This window comes from Pseudarthrobacter sp. As-47 (assembly GCF_058215595.1).
Genome location: NZ_CM177088.1, coordinates 888,838 through 905,428, shown reverse-complemented (window position 1 = coordinate 905,428; position 16,591 = coordinate 888,838). Strand labels below are relative to the sequence as shown.

Genomic DNA, 16,591 nt, shown 5'->3' with positions numbered 1-16,591 from the left:
GCGGGACCTCACCCCCTCGATGGTCGTCGAGGTCATCGAACCCGGTGACCGGCCGTTGTTGCTAACGCCGGCGGGCCCGACCAAGGTGTCGCCGCACCAATTCAAGGACTCTCGTGGCCGCTGGATGAGTCGTAAGCCATAGCCAAACCGGACACGCGCCATTCCTGATACGCCGCTTCGGCAAGCGCACTCACTCGTGCCAAGAGGGCTGCGGGTGTCTGGGAAATATCAAGCGGGAACTCGACAATGGACACCGAACTGTTAGTGACCCGCCGCGTCCGAACCTCCCCGGGCCCCGCGTAAATCAGCCATGCCGTCGGCACAGTCAAGGCCGTGCAATAGGCGAGCATTTGATAGTAGTCAGCATTGGGATAACCGTCGGCCGCAGACGCCGCTTTGTACTTAGCGTCGAACACCATAGCGGGAACACCGCGTACCGAATGAACGATGTCCACTGACATGCGGACACGATTCCCAGTCTGGCCAAGTTCAAACTCGTCCAGGAACGTTTCGTATTGCCCACTGGTTTGGCCGGGATAGCCATCGAGCGCCTCGCGGAGCGAAGTTGTTACGAAGTCCTCGAACACCTTGGCCATGTTCACAACGAATGAAGCGACGGAATAGCGTCCGATGCCGGCCTCGGCCGACATGTTCCGCAGTATGATCTCCGCCAAGCGGAGGGCCGGAACATAGTGCTCGTTGAGACGCGATTCTGTCCAGGCAGGTAGCGCGGCTCCGAACCGTAGCTCGGAGACTCCGTCCAATTTCGAATCCAAGTGAGCGAGCTTCCAGGCCACGTCATGGGAAAGCCTGGGGACCTGCATCATCAAGCGTATGGCGGTCCGCAGGATACGATTCTCGGCGATGTCCACGGTGAAGTCGTCGTAGGCAACTTCCAATGGCAGGAGCATCCCGGGGCGGCGGGTCATCTGGTCGCCCACACGGATCCGCCCTCGGACTGTCCGGAGGGCGTCCTCAACATGGACGTACCCACTGAGCGCACCGCGTTCCAGCGCCCGCAACCCTTGCCGAGCCAGGGATTCGCCAAGGGCGGCGAACAGGTCGGTGTCTTCGATGCCGGCGACGTCTTCCGGACGGAAGCCCGGATTCGCGGCGTAGCCGAGCAGGAACAGCAGCCGGCTGAGACCGACCTTCTGTTTTGGCGTGACCTCGACTAGAAGGTTCCCCACCTGGACAGCCCCCACAGTTCCTGCGGGGAGCACCGTCCACAATCCGCCGTGAGCAGGTAGCACCGTCACCAGCCCGGTGTCCCGGAGCGTCGCAGCGACTTCCGGATCCAGCTCGACTGCATCCGCCGAACTTTGCAGTTCGTCGAGGACGATGGACCTGAGCATCAGGAGGACGTACCTTCCGGATCCGTCAACAACTGCTGGAGCTCCTCGGCGCCCTCACCCGCCTGCACCTGCTCGACTGACACCAAAGAAAGATCCACCGGCCCAACATCGGCGCCGGCTTTTCGCCTCATCGCCGCCAGCCCGAACTTTTCCCGGACTTGGTCCCGTTTCAGCCGCCCAAAGTACTGTTCCTCCAGAAGCGGCAGCAACTCGTACTTCCAGATTTCCTCGAGCCCCTCATCGGTCTCCGCATGGGGCTTCATGAAGTAAGACGGTCCAATCATCAGGTCGCGGTTCGTGTCCTCAATCTCGTTGTTTAGAGCGTTGAGGAGATCGGCCCGCAGAGACGGCCTTCCGTTCGCGCTTAGAAAGCGTTCCAGCAACCCCGAAATCATCCCGTCCTGGGGGTGCAACTCAATGAACGCAAATCGGCGCCGAATGGCCGCGTCCACCATGGCGATGGACCTGTCCGCGGTGTTCATCGTGCAGATGATGAACAAGTTGGGCGGCAGGGCAAAGATCTTCTCGGGGTTGTACTGGAGGTTGATGCCCTCGTTCCGATACTCGAGCAGGTAGTACAACTCGCCAAAGATCTTGGCGAGGTTTCCGCGGTTCATCTCATCGATGATCAGAAAATATGGCTTATCGCGGTTGCCCTCGGATGCTGCCTCGTCGGCGATACGCCTCAGCGGACCCGCTTCCAGACTGAATGCCACGTTGCCGTCCTGGCTTTTTGCGGGCCGGTAGCCCTCGAAAAAGTCTTCGTAGGCGTAGGAAGGGTGGAACTGAACCGTCTTGACGTGGTCAGAGTGTTCCTCCCCTGCCAGGAATTTCGCGATAGCCGTTCCCAAAAAGGTCTTGCCGGTTCCGGGAGGTCCGTAAAATACGATCTGCTGCCGGGTCTGGAGGAGCCGGATCACCTTCTGCAGGTGTTCCTGGTCCACGTGCAGCTTTCTTGCCAGTTCTGGCGTGGCTTTCTTCAGTTGGGGTACGACGGCGATCTGCGGCACGGGTGCCACGTCTTCTGTCTCGTTGTCGCCAGCTTCCACACTTAACCAAGCCATGATGATTGAAAGAGCTTCTGTAAGGTCCACGACTGACCCCTGTTCGGCCAGGAGCCGCGGCAAGGGAGCGGGCATGTCTTCATTGCTGATCGGCGTTTTCTGCCAGTCGACAGCGCGTCGCAACCGGGAGGTCGCGTCCTCGACATAGTGGGCCTCCCCGGTTACGACCCCCAAATAAAGTCCCTCTTCGAAGGCGGTAAGGACGAGGTCATCCACTTTCATGATGCTGAGGAAACGATGGTATTCCATGGCGCGTAATTTGCGCTCCGAGTACTCGATGTGCTGGTAGCCCTTGTTGACCGCGGCTTGTATTTGGCTCAGATTCGATCCGGGCGCAGGTGACCCAAGGTGTTGGGCAGGGGTGGACACGAAACCATCCTCAAGCCACGGATGCAGCATGGTCGTACCCGCCTGGCTTTGCCGGACCAGCCACGCCCGCTGCCCGGAGTCTTCCGTGCCTACCCGCCACTGGCTCAGGTAGGGCTCGTTGTACCATTCCACGAATTCATTTGAGCTGCCCTGCTGGACGAGCCGGATGGCGTGGAGGTCTCTGGCTATGGCGGCCTCGTCGTTGTCGCTGAAACTTGTGGCATCTCCAAGAACACCGGCAAACGCATGCCAAATCTCTGTCCGGTGGTCCCGCTTTACGACGGGGGGGAAGTATCCCGGCCAAGCGAGGTAGTCCACGCTGTAACGAATCGTGGGGCGGTCATTAGGGACGGACTGGGTTAAGTCACGAAGCGCCCAAGGATCCGAAAGTGCCGCTTCAATCAGGCTCATTGGTTGCGTCGCTACATGCTCAACAAGCCGGGCCAGCCAATTCATGTGCTCTGCAACCTGGATGTTGAATCCGACACCGCCGTTGAAGGCGCCTTCGGCTTCCAGTCCCTTTCGAAGCTTTGGAGGTAGAGGCACTTGGTCGTGTTCGATCCAGGAAAGGATTTTCTCGATCCTTGCGATCTTTGTTTGGGCGCCTACATTCGAGAGAGGCACTACCTGTAGGAACGCCAGTTCCGCCGCCAAGAGGACCACGCCACGACTGGCGCCCTGCAGCTGACGTTCGAACTTCTCCATAAAGGTTCCGGGGCCGACGTCGAGCTCACTTCTTCTTGCCAGCTCGCGAGCGTTTTCAACAGTCCAAGTTGGCGTCGTCCCGTCGATGGCGGAAGGGGCGCCGCGAAATCCGCTCTCAAGGATCAGTCGCCCGGCGGCTTCGAGCTGGGGAGCTATCGTGGCTGCGGGAGCGCTCAGATCGATTTCGGCAGTCGCGGCTTTGTCTCCGCGCCATTTACGGAAGTTCACGATGTCCTGGGGGGCCCATCCGTCTGTCGGATCGGCGTTCATGACCGTCCACATGATGCCTTGGGCTTCCAGGCGGTCATAGTCACCGAGGCCCGCTACAGCTAGCTCCGAGCGGAGCAGATCAAGGACGTCCAAGAATGCGTCATAGCGGCCTTGTGGGGTCCGGACCGACTCCTTGTAGTCAAACTCAACGATGTTCCAGAACTGTCGAACTGCTTCGGGACGGTACGGGGGAAAACCGGTCGGGTCCACAGCCATGAGCAGGACAGAACCCACTCCGGTCGCGATACCGTCTGAAAGCTCTCGAGGGTTCAGGTCCTTCAGACCGGCGACCAGGGCATTCAGCTTCTCTGTCGTAGGCTCCCCCGACCAAAAACGCGTCAAGACTCTTTGCAGGTTCTGCAACGAGACCTCGTCCAGCTTGTCCATGGCACCGATGGTTCTGTAATTGACGAGGTTCGTCGTCCGCAGGGCCCGAATGAAGTGCGAATGCCATCCAGGCTCCCCTGCCAGCAGTTCTTCTCTGGCACCCGAAAGTTTGAAGGCCAGTTCCTTCTTGTAAAGGTTCTCGTCCGCGTCGAGGTCCACCGTTTCGATGAATTTTCCGGCAAAGTCGATGAAGGGAGTCCAGCTCAGGTTCTGGGTCATGCGGAGAGCTCCTTGGCTGGGTGTCGGGGGCCTTGACCAGGCGGCGGGTTGAGAACGGATCGGAAGGGGATACCGGTGTCGATGGCTTGCTGCATGGCGTCGTACGACTCCAGGATCAGACGCTTTGTTCGGTATTCACCGAACTCTGTTTCTTCCTTACGCTTCACTATCAAGAAGCTCTCCATGACATATTCAAGGTCGTCGCGATTCGCGCCATACAGATGGAAGAACGCGGCATCAATTTCCGCTCGCAGCAGCGAACGTCTTTCGACGGACCAAACAAAGGGTCGGTCACCTAGAGCCAGATCTTTGGCGAACGGAACCATATCCCACGTAACGCAGTCGAGTTCCCCTGCTCGGATTGCAATCCAATCCTCTGAGCTCATAGACGAATCCCACAAGCAATCGGTTTCGGCGACGGACCTCGATATGACGGGCAACTGCTCAACAATAAAGAAATTCATGTTGGCGCTACCTAGCTTTTGCCGAGTACAAAAATCAGCCACGAAGGATGAAAGATTAGCCTGAACAAATGCGCATGAACGAGCATCCGGAAGGAGCACGAGCGGAGAACTGTTGCCGACAGGAGCCATCGGGACCACGGTTCCAATATGGCTTCGCTCGTCCGTGCTTCTACCCACATTTCGAAAGGCGTAGAACCATGGCTTGTTCCAACGCCCCTTCAGCCTCTCTGTCGTTTCCGCCTCAGGTATCCATGACTTTGGCAAGCTAGAAAAGTCTGGTGACCTTCGTTCATGGTTAGAAAGCTCGCGAACATGCCCACGCTCCTCCGTCGCGTATCTATGGTCGAAGTGGTGAGCAAAGCGTCCCTGATAAAGGGGCAACATTTTTTCCACGGTGTCGTTGATGGTGCGCTCGAACACATTGCCAACTAGCGTCCAACCATCGCTCTCGAGCTGTTCTCGGGTGTGGAACAGGTGCGAGTCGTTGGACATGTCGAACATACGCATGAACGACGCACCCCAAGGGTTGCCGTTGACGGGGTCGTTCTCGTTGATGAGGACGGGCACGCGGCGGTAGATGCCGAGAGTTATTTCTGCATCCCGCCGCGTCCGGAAAATGGGCAGCGTCCCGGTGTTCGGGTTAATGAGCTTGATTTCATCCGGGCTGAGCTCAAACTCCGACGCAGTGATGTCGGCTGGATCGTGCAGGAAGAACGCGAAGGATGCTACTTCTTCCTTCGCCAGCCGGCCCGCAATCGTCAGCAGGCAGAACTTGAAGCTTCTGTGCACGCCTTCGAACAAAGGCCGGGCGTTCTCAAAGTCGTACAGCGCCGCGATGGTGCTGGTGTCCACGAGATCCTTGAAAAAATATTGGGTGGTGGCATCTGTGGCAATGCCTGTGGGAACAATGACGCCGGAGCGTCCGTGGGGTCCTGTCAGGCTCCGGAAAAGCTCAGCAAAGACGGCGTAAGTGTTAACGTCGCCGCGACCGTTGAATGGGTAGCGGCCGGAAGTGCGCATGCTCGCGCTCTGACCTTCGGCATTGCGCTTTGCGGCCAGGAATTCGTCGTGAAGGATCGGGTCGTCCGCGGCCAGCCGTTTGATGAGTCGCGTCCGTGCGGCGGCGTTCGGAGCCTTCGAAATTTCCTCGTTCCGCGCCGCGAAGAACTCCTGTTCCTGAAGCTTGACTCGCTCCCACGGCGGGTTGCCGAGCATGCAGGAGAAACCCCCAGGCCAGCCCTCGGCGCCGACATCTTCGCTGGACTCGGGATCGCCAAAGACTTCCGGGAACTCGAGGTGCCAGTGGAAGAAGCGGTACTCATCAGCCAGCTTGTGAATCTCGTCCACTGTCTCGGCGTATCCAGCTGCGGTGCCGGAGTCGCCCAGCTGCCGGACGATTGACGACGTGGGGGGCTCTGCCTCACCGGCCTTGAGCGGCCACACGAAGGCCGCGCACCAGGCATCCGCGTGAAGCCTCTTCTGCTCCATGGCCGCGGAGTGGTCGAAGGCCTCGTAGGCCTTTGCTCGGGACCGGGCTTCCTCGGCGCTCGCTACGGGTTTGACCAGTTCGCGGCGCTGGCTGATCAGCTGGGCCGCAGCGGACTCCGTGCCACCGAAGCTGAAGGCATCCTGCCCCAAGGATCCAAACAGCTTGTCCGCCTTCCGCGTGTTCTCGGCTTTGTTCCGCTTCTTGGCCTCCGCAGCGAATTTCTTGTCATCGCCTTCCAGAACGGTGAAGGCCCCCTCCGGTACGCCCCCTGCAAGCAGCGCTGGAGTTGTACCCAGCAGGCTGTTGCCGATCTTGATTCGGGCGTCCAGGAAGCCCAGCGGTTTCCCGGGTTGCATGGCTTCCAACCAAAGGGAGACTTTGGCCAGTTCGGCGGCGAGGTCATTCATGTCAACGCCGTAAATGCAGCGTTCCACCACGTCATGCAGTGCGCTCTGCACCTCGCGGGGTGTGGGCTCGTTTTCACGGGCGCGCACCTCCGCGAGACGGCGGGCGATCCGGCGTGCGGCGGCCACAAGGAAGCCGCCGGATCCGGAGGCCGGGTCACAGACTGTCAGCGCGAGCAGGCGTACCTCGCCGTCGCCGCCGTCCGCCGCACCGTTAACGGCTTGATCGAGCAGGGGATCCAAGGCGGTGTCCAACAGTGCGGACACCAGACTCGGCGGGGTGTAGAAGGAGCCCGTTGTCTTGCGTTCATTCCCGGCTAGGTGCGCGAGTTCGAACGTCCGGGTTTCCGTGTCGACGCGAGGCACGAGTTCCAGGAGAGATTCATAGACTGAGCCGAGCTCTTCCGCGCCGAGATGTCGGTAGTCCACGGGCTGCAGACGGCCGGTCTTTCCAGCCACCCAGCCCAGGCCGCGGATGGCCTTGAGGAAGTCTTGGTTTGCCAACTCTGCACCTAGCAAGAGGTCGTCATGCGGCTGGTTTTCCAGCCTGGCCGCACGCGCGTCGGGATCAAAGAGACCGCCCAATGCCGGTAGACCGACTACACCGAGGCCGTCGCCGCCCAGCGCACCCAACACGAGTTTCTGGGTACGCCACAGGTCTGGGTGCGGGCCTCCGTCGCGAGTGCGGGACATCTTCCGCAGCCTTTGTGTTGAGAAATAGGTCCCGTAGCGGTGGCGGGCCTCGGTGGTCGCCGCCGGATCGAGGAGTGCGTTGCGGTCCTCCACCACGAATAGGAACAGCAGGCGGTAGGCAGTGCGAAGGAGTGCCTTATGGAAGTCGCGATGGCTTAGATCCCCGGCATGTAGGGCATCCACGAGCCAGCGGTTGTCCGGGTGACGCAGAAAGCCCGATCCCAGGAAGCCCAGAGCTTTCTCGACGCCGGCACCTAGCTTGTCGAGGGCACGAGCTCCGGCTTCGACGGATTCACCGCGCCAGAGTTCCAGCCAGCAGTCAGACGGGGACGCTTCGGAGCCACCGCGCTTGTCCAGTCGGGACTGGTGGCAGAGTTGCCAGAACAGCTGGAATTCGGAATAGAGATCCGCCTCGAAGATGGTCTCGAGATCGAATTCGATGTATGCGGAGCCTGCCAGCGCGGTGGAGTCCCGTAGGAGACGGAGCCTGAGGCCGTTGCTGAGAATGGCCCACAGGTAAGTGTCCTCACGGTTCAGGAATTCCTGCATCATCGCCTGGGGCGCGCGCCTGGCGGCACCTTCAATCTTCGGGGTGCGCTTGTCCAGGTCCACACCAGGGCCAAGCAGGTGTATAGGCACGGACTCCCAACGGTGCGAGATGGGGTACGCCTCTCCGCCGATCGTCAGGCCGCCGGGAGTCGCCGGAACCTGCCCATAGCCGAGTTCGCGGAGTAGCACCAGAAGCCACTTCTGCCGGGCGTCCCCGGTGCCGGCGCCTTGTCCGTCCGGGCGTTTGGCGGCGTCAGATTCGCGCCAGGCGCGCCAGGCACCCTGTAGGTACATCCACGTCCGTGAGGCCGCGTCACGGACGGTTTCCGTGCCGGCAAGGTGGAAACTGGCCGGAGCCATGCTCCTGGCATCATTGACTTCCCCGGCCTGGATGCGCCCCAGCAACGAAGGGGGGACGACTCCTCCGACGACGGTGATGGCTTGGAATGCCCCGCTCATTTGGTGCCTCCGGCCGGGCTGTAGACGTAGACGCCAAGGATGTCTGCGGGAAGATTCGGTTCGACCGTGAGGCCACGGATGCCGAGCTGACCGGCACGGTCGCCACGGGCGGCGATCCTAACCTCCCTGTGGGCATCACGGATTTGTTCGGCCACTTCTCGGGCTTTTTGCTCGAGTTGGTCCTTCAGCTGGTCAAGGGAACCAAGGATGGCGGCCATCATGTTGGTGACATCGCCGGCGTTCGCGTCCGGTCTGGCCTGGAGCAGCGCTTCGACGGCTTCTTCCGGGAGCCAGACGGGATTCTGCGGGCTGCCGCTGAAGGCCAGTACGCGGGCCTCCTCTGCCATATCTGTCTTGTCGCCTAGCCGTGCGGGAAGCACCAGCTTCGTGCGGAAGCGGATCAGGAGCGCCACGGTAAGTTTGTCCACCGCGTTGGTCTTGATGAACCCGCAGCGGCGGGCAGGGCGTTCCTTGCCCCTGAGTTGCGCGTCCAGGGCGGAGTTCAGGACATAGTTTGCCGCGGCAGCGACGACGGGGTCCGTCCGTACCAGCACGGAGGTGTGGTGCGGGGCCGGGAAGTCGTTAACGAAGCGGACCTTAGAATCGGTGCCTAGGGCGTTGCGGATGCCCGGCACGGCCGCTGTCAGCTCGGCCACAAGCCCATCAGGAGTGGTCTCGACGTGCGCGCCCGTTTCTTCGAGGGCTGCTTTCACAAAGGCCGCAACGTCGTCGGGGTCGCCCAGGCTGCATCGGGCTGCGTCCACGACTTCCTGCACTTCTTCCGGGCGGATGGCATTCTGCGCGAAGCGGGAGCGGCTGACCTTCTCCTGTTCCGCGCTGCTTCGCCATTCAGCGTCCAGTTCCGCGGCTTCCGGGGTAAGGCTGAACAGCTCGAGCTGATCCCCGTTCTTGCCGCGCATCATAATGCCTTCCAGGAGCGCGGAAAGGATCTGATCGCTGCGGGGCGGGACGGGTACGCTGATGCCCAAGTCCCGGCGAATACTCTCATGCTTGCGGAGCAGGACATCCAGCACGATGCCGTCGATACCGTTGTCATCACCGTAGATGGTGAGGGCGCGGACGGTGTCCGACAACTGTCCGAAACGATCCACCCGCCCCTCGCGCTGCTCGTGGCGGGTGGGATTCCAGGCAAGGTCATAGTGGATTACGGCTTGGAAGCCGTCCTGCAGGTTCACACCCTCGGACAGGCAGTCTGTGGCCACCAGCACCTTCGGCGTGTCGCCGGCGCGTTCCGCCTGCGCGGCGATGCGAGCGGCGCGTTCCTCTGAGGGCAGTTCGCCGGTGACTACCTCGATGTCGAACTTCCCCTTCCCAACTTCCCGCAGGTACTCGGAGACGTAGTGTGCGGTTGGGATGAAGCGGCAAAAAACGATGGGCTGGAAACCCTCGGCAATGAGCGCTCGGATGCGCTTGACCAAGAGCTGAAGCTTAGCGTCCTGCCCGGGCTTGGCCTGAAGCTCCCCTGCTGTCTTGAGGAACGCGTTGAGCTGACGTTTTTCCCACGATGTTTCATCCAAGGCATCCGGCCGGGAGCCGGGCACGACGTCGATGCCTTCGCCGCCGTCGTCCTCCACCTGGTCCATCACCACTGCCATGCCGCGCTTCTCGGCGGCGGCGTCCGATTCAGCATCCCCAGCGACAGCACGGGTGTTAAGGGTAGCGGCGGCCGATGCAGGCGAGGAAGCCATGGCACGCAGCAAAGACAGCGCGGACCACCAGCGGATGCGTTGGTCGCGTTTGCTGCCGGAGGTGTCCTGCACCTGGCCGCGGACGTAGTTCAGGACGGCGTCGAAGAACGCCCGGTGCTCCGGCGAGAGCTTGTAGGCGACCTCGACTGTCTGCCGGTCGCTGGGGAACTTGGTGTCCGACTTCAGGTAGCTGCGGATGTCCACGCGCCGGCGCTGGACCATATGGTCCGCGAGTTTGCGGCGGCCCGTCTCGGTAGAGAGGTCCACAGTCTTGAGGCTGTTATCCAGCAGGCCGATCAGGTTGCGGAAGGCACCGTCGTTACCGCTGTGCGGCGTTGCCGTCACCAGCACGAGGTGACGGTCCGGGTCATCGGCCAGTCCCCGCACCAACTCGTACCGCTGCGTGCGGCCGACGCCGCCCTTGCCGGAGTCATCAGCAGTGACGCCGTGGGCCTCGTCCACAATCACCAGGTCCGGTGCGGTCCGCATAAAGTCGTGGCGCTTGGACTCGGACTTGATGAAGTCAGTGGAAACAATCGTGTGTTTGAAATACTCAAAGATGGACTTGTCGTAGCCGGCTTCCCTCTGCAGCCGCTTCACTGTCCCTGGCAGGACCAGCTCGGCGTAAATACCAAACTTCTCAGAAAGTTCCTGCTTCCACTGCTGGGCTAGGCTCGGTGGGCATAGGACAGCGAGTCCGCTGGCGTCGCCCTGAGCCAGGAGCTCGGAGGCGATCAGTCCAGCCTCGATAGTCTTGCCAATTCCCACATCGTCGGCGACCAGGAGGCGCACGACATCCTGGCGGAGCGCCAGCAGCAGTGGGACGAGCTGATATGGGCGCGGGCTCACATTCAACCCTGCCAGGGAACGGAACGGGCCACCGCTGGAGCGGAACCCGATACGAAGCGCGTCGCGGAGCAGCCGGGCGCTGCGGTCATCGCCCAGGTCGGTTGCCAGCGGCAGACCGAAGGACGCCGGGCTCACTTCCTCGATGGAGGGGATGACTCCGGCGATGTCGTCCAAAGTGCCGCCCAGGGGCTGGATGACAAGGAAGTCGGGGGTGCTCTCGGGCAGAACTACCCATTCCCGGCCGCGGGCCGCTACTAGCGAGCCCACCGCAAAACTGTGCTCGGCCGTCGTACTAGTCACTCCACCACTCCAAATACGTTCGTGTGTCCACTAACAAATGCTTCAATGTCTTCGTCCTGACTGCACCTGATGACGTTCCAGTTGCCGTACGTAAGTGCCAGGTCATCGACGGGAGGTCTGGACACGTCCTCCACAATCACAGCAATGCCCACCGACAACTTAGTGGTGTAGACGAAATCCACAACATTCCCCTCAATGCTGGGGCCGATTTCATCGGGCAGATTTCGCCCGTTCTGCAGCAGGTAGTCCAGCAGGCTTTGGGCCCGCGGGCTGACCACAGTTCCAGGAGGCATAGCGTGCTTGGGTTTCGGCGTCGGTGCGGCGGCCACCGTGACAGCGCCCGCCAACTGCATCAGCCGGTCTATGACGAGCCTCCTGTCGATGATTTCGTGGTCACGCTGGTTGCCGTACGACAACAGGCACCGGTAGCAGCCACGGACGCAGGTGTTTTTCATGTCGTTGCCCGTAGCGGCATCGACATGCAGAATTTCCAGCGCCTTGGCGGCGACCCTGGCCATGGCGTCCGGCTCGCTTTGCAGCCGGCGCAACACTCCGGCGCCGCCCTCCGCGGCCTCGATGAACAGCAGACGTCCCCGATCCTCACTGTCAGCCAAAAGCTCGCTGGAGAGCTCGGAGTCCTCCAGCTGGAACACGGTCTCGATTCCGCGTTCCATGGCGAACTGCATGGTGGTTGCTTCTGCGGGCGTCACGTTCTCCGCCCAGCGGACAACGGCGATGTTGCGGCGGTCCTCAACGTAAGGCGTGACCATCTGCTTCTTCTTAGACTGTTCTACGGTCATATCATCCGCGTCGGTGGCCTCACTCGCTTCTCCGGTATCCGCGGTGGCCTTCTTTTCCGACAGCCATTCGCCCGTGATGAGGTCGAGCCAGAAGCCATGCCGATCCTGGTTGGCCCGGGTCCGTCGACCCAGGTTGGTCACCCGGACGGTGGCTCCGTCGCCGTAGTGCACTGCACCGATGACTGCCCCGCCGTTCACCATCTGCGCATCGGAGCGGCCCGGCTTCTTACCGTGTGGTGCAAATCGGTAGTTCGTGACCAGCTGGAATCCCTGGCGGTTGCGTTCCTCCTCATCCGCGCTGATCCGTTCGCGGCGGCGGGTGATGACGGACTGCAACTGCATCAGGTTTGACCAGCTGCCTGTCAGCGGTTCATTGCACGATTCGCAGATGTCGAGTCCGGCCTCGCGCTGGTGCAAGTAGCCACAGGCGACGCAGACACGGGCCTCACCGAGGACAACGTCTCCCACGCCCCCGCCGTCAGAGTCCCGTGGCAGGCTGACACGCTTCACCTGGTACCGGGCGCCTTCATGGTAGATCAGCGAGTCCGGTCCGAACTCGCTTATCGCCAGGAAACGCGAGCGTTGCAACCAGGTGCTGTTGTTGTCTTTGCCTCTTCGGATGCCCGGGATGAAGGCAGCCAATGGCAGCCGCGGGAAAGAGTATCCCGGAAGGAAGCCTTCTGAAGCCAAATAACGCAGTGTGTAGAAATCCGATTGGCCCTTTGAGTCGCTGTCATTGAGGAGGATCTCCAGGCGCTGCTGCGCCTCACGGTGCCGGTTGGCTGCGGCCTCGCGTTGCTTCGAGTCAGTGGAATGGTCCTGGCTGGCTCGGTGAGCGGCGTCCTGCTCGGTGATGGCGCTCCGGTAGAGCTGCCGCCACCTCTCGCAGGCCTGATCGAAGTTGGTCAGAGCGTTGTCAATGACGGCGTCGGACCAGGATCCAGTCCACCATGACGTGTCCTTGAGTTCCCCTTCGATGCTTCGCAGGAGGCCCTCTGCCGACACCTTGGCGCGTTTCGCGGCCTGTTCATCAGCTAGAACAGATCGGATCTCTGGCTGAAGTGGGTAGCTCTTGTCTTCAAGCTTGAGCAGTCCGCTCATGGACTTACCCAGACCCGAGCTGGTTGCGGTCAAGGCCTCAGCTAGCCAGATGGCGTGGACGTGCGATCTGACTAAGTCCTCGTTGGCGAAGTCCAACCTCGGCGGCTGTACCTGCCCGGAGACCATGAGCTCCGAGCGTTCGAAGTAATAGGAGTCATGAGGGCTGCCGGTGGCGCAGTAGGTCAGGACCAAGGCCGGCTGGCCCGAGCGCCCCGCGCGGCCGCTGCGCTGCGCGTAGTTTGCCGGCGTGGGCGGAACGTTGCGCATGGCCACCGCATTGAGGTCGGCGATGTCGACGCCCAGCTCCATGGTTGGAGAACAGAACAGCAGGGGAAGTTCTGCCTCGCGGAACGCCTGTTCTCTGGCTTCCCGGTCTTCTGCACGTACCTGGGCGGTGTGCTCCGCCGCTTTGAGCCCAGCTAGCTCCTGTCCTTGCTCCAGGTACAGGTCCTTGAAGAACTGGATGACACGGGGCTTCTGGTCGGCATGATAGGTGCGGCGGAGCAGATCGGGGGCGCCGTATTCGCCGTCGCCCTTCCTCAAAACCATGCTGGACAGTTTGAGGCGGTAGCCTGAGACCTTGCCTTCGATGACCTCGGCAATGAAGCCGGTCTCGAGCAGAATTTGGAAGAGCGACGCGATGACTTCGTCCACCTCGGCGCGTTTGAGCTTGGTGCCGGGCGAGGCTGTCTTGGCTAGCCATCGGCCAAATGTTCCGTAGGAGGTCACGGGGAGGGTCGTCCGGTAAGCCATCTTCTTGGGCTCCGTGGTCACGATTCCGACGCTGGCAGCAGATTCCTGCTCTGGCAAAGCCCAAATACCCGTCAGGAATTCCCGGCTGCGGTTCTTGACGCGGTCCAGCCAGTCCGCCGTCAGTTCCTCGGCGTCGATGGCAAGAACGCGGCGGAACTCATCCAGCAGGACCCGGATGATTTCCTCGCGCTTGCCGGGGTCCGCGTCCCGGAGCACGTAGTGAGCTTTTTCCCAACGGCGCTCCTGTTCCGCCAAGTTCTTGGCGAGAGGGTAGTCCACTATCAGGAGACCCGTTTGTTCAAGGTTGGGCAGGGTGATCCGCCAACCGCGCTGCAAATCCCGCAGCGCACGGTAGGTCACCACGTCGTTCAGGGCCCGCTTAGTTGGCTTGGGGTCCAGCGGGTCTTCAGTGCGCGCATAGTCGGACCATGCCAGGCTGAGCGTTTTGATGATTGCATCGCCCAGCTCCATGGCTTCAACTCCTGCATCGCCGGCTGAGGCGACTGCCCGGTAGAGGGCAGAGCGAAGCTGGGCCACTTGGACGAAGTCGTTCAGGTGGCCGGCCTGAAGCGACGCGTCCTGTCTGTTGTCTACGAACGTCAGAAGCTTCTTGGCGCGCGGGCTTAAATCACGACCGGCTCCGGATTTCAATAGCTGCACCAGCTTCGTTGCAATCACTGTCATGGCACTGCTGCGGCCCTCTTGGTCGAGCGTCACCACCTTGGAGAATTCACCGCTCCGGGCGGATTCATAGGTGACCTGGCAGTTGAGGCAGAAACCAAGACTTCCCGGGACCCAGGCGGCGAGCTGGCCATCGTCTTGCGTGTACTCGTTGTCCCGACCCGCTGCGCCGTCGGGCTGGACGCGGTAGCGCGACGGAATCCGCTTGCGTTTGGATTCGATGACTCGATTCCCAGACACCGCCTCGTTGAGCCAGGAGGCAGGGATACGACCCGCTTCGATTGCCTGCTCCGGCCATTCCTGCGCAGTGGAAATGTACAGATACCCGTCCTGGCCATTGTCCGGGCCGCCGGTATCCTGCATTTTCAGTTCGTGCCGGGCGATAAAGCGTGATTCGCCGCCAGTTTCGGTCAACCGTGCCATGAGGTATTCCTGACCGCACTCGCGACAAAAAGCGAGGGGGTAGAGCCGCTTCTCGGCCTCTCCAACGGTCAGCTGGAAGTCTGTCTCGATGAGCCTCGTGTCCTCGGACTCCGCCGTGGCATAGAGGGAGCCGGCCTTTGAAATGAACTGGTGTAGGCGGAAGGCGAACAGCGGACGGTTGGTCTCAGTGTGCTTTGCCCTCGCCCCCGCAAGGAGAGTCGCCCGGATAGCGGTGGCGCAGCTGCTTGCTGTTTCCCCGGTCTGCTCAGCCAGTTCCTCTGCGGCATGGGTGACGGTCTGTGGTTGTCTGCGGATGATCTTGCCGGATTCTGGCTCCGTTGTCAGTCCGAAGGTGTCCTCAATCCAAGACGCCAGCGGATCTGAGGTCATCAGCGTGTATCCGCCGTCGAGCGTGGGGCTGCTGTACTCGGCGTCACCGCGTTCTCTCACAGCAACCTTCAGATCCTGGTCCGATCGGTGCTGGTTGGTGGTCGCTTGGACCAAGGTCTCGGTCACTACGTGCTCCGGCGAAACAAGGGTTCCAAACATCCGGGAAGCGACCTCGGCGACGTCCCTCTGCTGCTGAGCGACTGTTCCACCGCTCGACATCGTGGCGGACGTGCCAATGCACTGCAAGGTGCTCTGAGCGTTACAAGCGTCCCGTAAGCGGCGTACGAGCATGGCAACATCCGCGCCCTGCCGGCCGCGATACGTATGCAGTTCATCCAGAACGAGGAACTGGAGACCGGAGGCCGCTCGGATAAGGGACTGCCGCTCCTCCGGTCGGGTGAGGACGTACTCAAGCATGACGTAGTTAGTCAGCAAGATGTCCGGGGGGTTTTTAAGGATGTTCTCGCGGATCTCTCCGCGTTCCTGTCCGGTATAACGTGCGAAAGTGACCGGCGGCTTGCCGTCAAATCCGTTGTCGAGGAACTTGGATAGCTCCTCCATCTGGCTGTTGGCCAGGGCGTTCATCGGGTAAACGATGATGGCCTTGACGCCCTTACCCGTCCCTTCGCGGAGGACGCGGTCCACAATTGGGACTATGTACGAAAGTGATTTGCCCGAGCCTGTGCCAGTCGTAAGGACGTATGACTCCTTCTTGGCGGCGATTTCAATGGCATCGCGCTGATGCTTATGCAGCGTGATAGGCGCTGAGCCTCGATCGCTGGCGTCCTTCTTGGGCCTGAAAATGGCATCACAGTCGGGGTGAAGGAGCCCGCGCCGAACGAGCTCGTCTACGCGTCCGCCAGAGCTGAACGAGGGATTCAGGGACAGCCAAGGGTCGGGCCACTGCCGTCCCTTGTCTCCGAGTTCGACGACGGCGTCCTTGATTCGCGGGTCCTGGATGTCAACGAAGCCTTCCGTGAAGGACCGGTAGCCGGCGATCAGCTTTTCACGAATTCCGAACGCATCCACGCGTGCCCCCTGTTGACAAGACCTTCGATAACTACAGCGAAGTTTAGCCGGGCCGGGTCACGCGCTTCGCAAAACCACAGTCCGACCGGCCGCCCTGAAGACTGGAATGAGCCGTCAAGACCGATCGAC

General features: G+C 61.3%; 5 protein-coding genes. All 5 read right to left on the bottom strand.

What is annotated here, in order from left to right; all coding sequences use genetic code 11:
- Window positions 1–101: 101 nt before the first annotated feature.
- From AC4BCK_RS04235 to AC4BCK_RS04215, 5 genes are read right to left on the bottom strand one after another with little or no spacing between them, the layout of a single operon-like run.
- Window positions 102–1,355, bottom strand: coding sequence for an McrC family protein (locus tag AC4BCK_RS04235; protein ID WP_490566618.1), 1,254 nt, complete (start codon window positions 1,353–1,355; stop codon window positions 102–104).
- The gene (locus AC4BCK_RS04230; RefSeq protein WP_490566617.1) at window positions 1,355–4,369 is read right to left on the bottom strand and encodes an McrB family protein; all 3,015 of its coding nucleotides are present in this window, start codon (window positions 4,367–4,369) and stop codon (window positions 1,355–1,357) included. The genes AC4BCK_RS04235 and AC4BCK_RS04230 overlap by 1 nt, the downstream gene beginning before the upstream one ends.
- Window positions 4,366–8,427 (bottom strand): Eco57I restriction-modification methylase domain-containing protein, encoded by a 4,062-nt coding sequence (locus tag AC4BCK_RS04225; RefSeq protein WP_490566616.1) that lies wholly within the window; start codon window positions 8,425–8,427, stop codon window positions 4,366–4,368. The genes AC4BCK_RS04230 and AC4BCK_RS04225 overlap by 4 nt, the downstream gene beginning before the upstream one ends.
- Window positions 8,424–11,285: a DUF8741 domain-containing protein gene (locus AC4BCK_RS04220; protein WP_490566615.1), complete on the bottom strand. Its 2,862-nt coding sequence runs from the start codon at window positions 11,283–11,285 to the stop codon at window positions 8,424–8,426. Before AC4BCK_RS04220 ends, AC4BCK_RS04225 begins: the two co-directional genes overlap by 4 nt.
- Window positions 11,282–16,462: a DEAD/DEAH box helicase gene (locus AC4BCK_RS04215; RefSeq protein WP_490566614.1), complete on the bottom strand. Its 5,181-nt coding sequence runs from the start codon at window positions 16,460–16,462 to the stop codon at window positions 11,282–11,284. Before AC4BCK_RS04215 ends, AC4BCK_RS04220 begins: the two co-directional genes overlap by 4 nt.
- Window positions 16,463–16,591: the final 129 nt, after the last annotated feature.

Excerpts from the sequence above, each read along its gene's own strand:
- AC4BCK_RS04235 (WP_490566618.1), bottom strand. The coding sequence starts at position 1,355 with ATGCTCAGGTCCATCGTCCTCGACGAACTGCAAAGTTCGGCGGATGCA.
- AC4BCK_RS04230 (WP_490566617.1), bottom strand. The coding sequence starts at position 4,369 with ATGACCCAGAACCTGAGCTGGACTCCCTTCATCGACTTTGCCGGAAAA.
- AC4BCK_RS04225 (WP_490566616.1), bottom strand. The coding sequence starts at position 8,427 with ATGAGCGGGGCATTCCAAGCCATCACCGTCGTCGGAGGAGTCGTCCCC.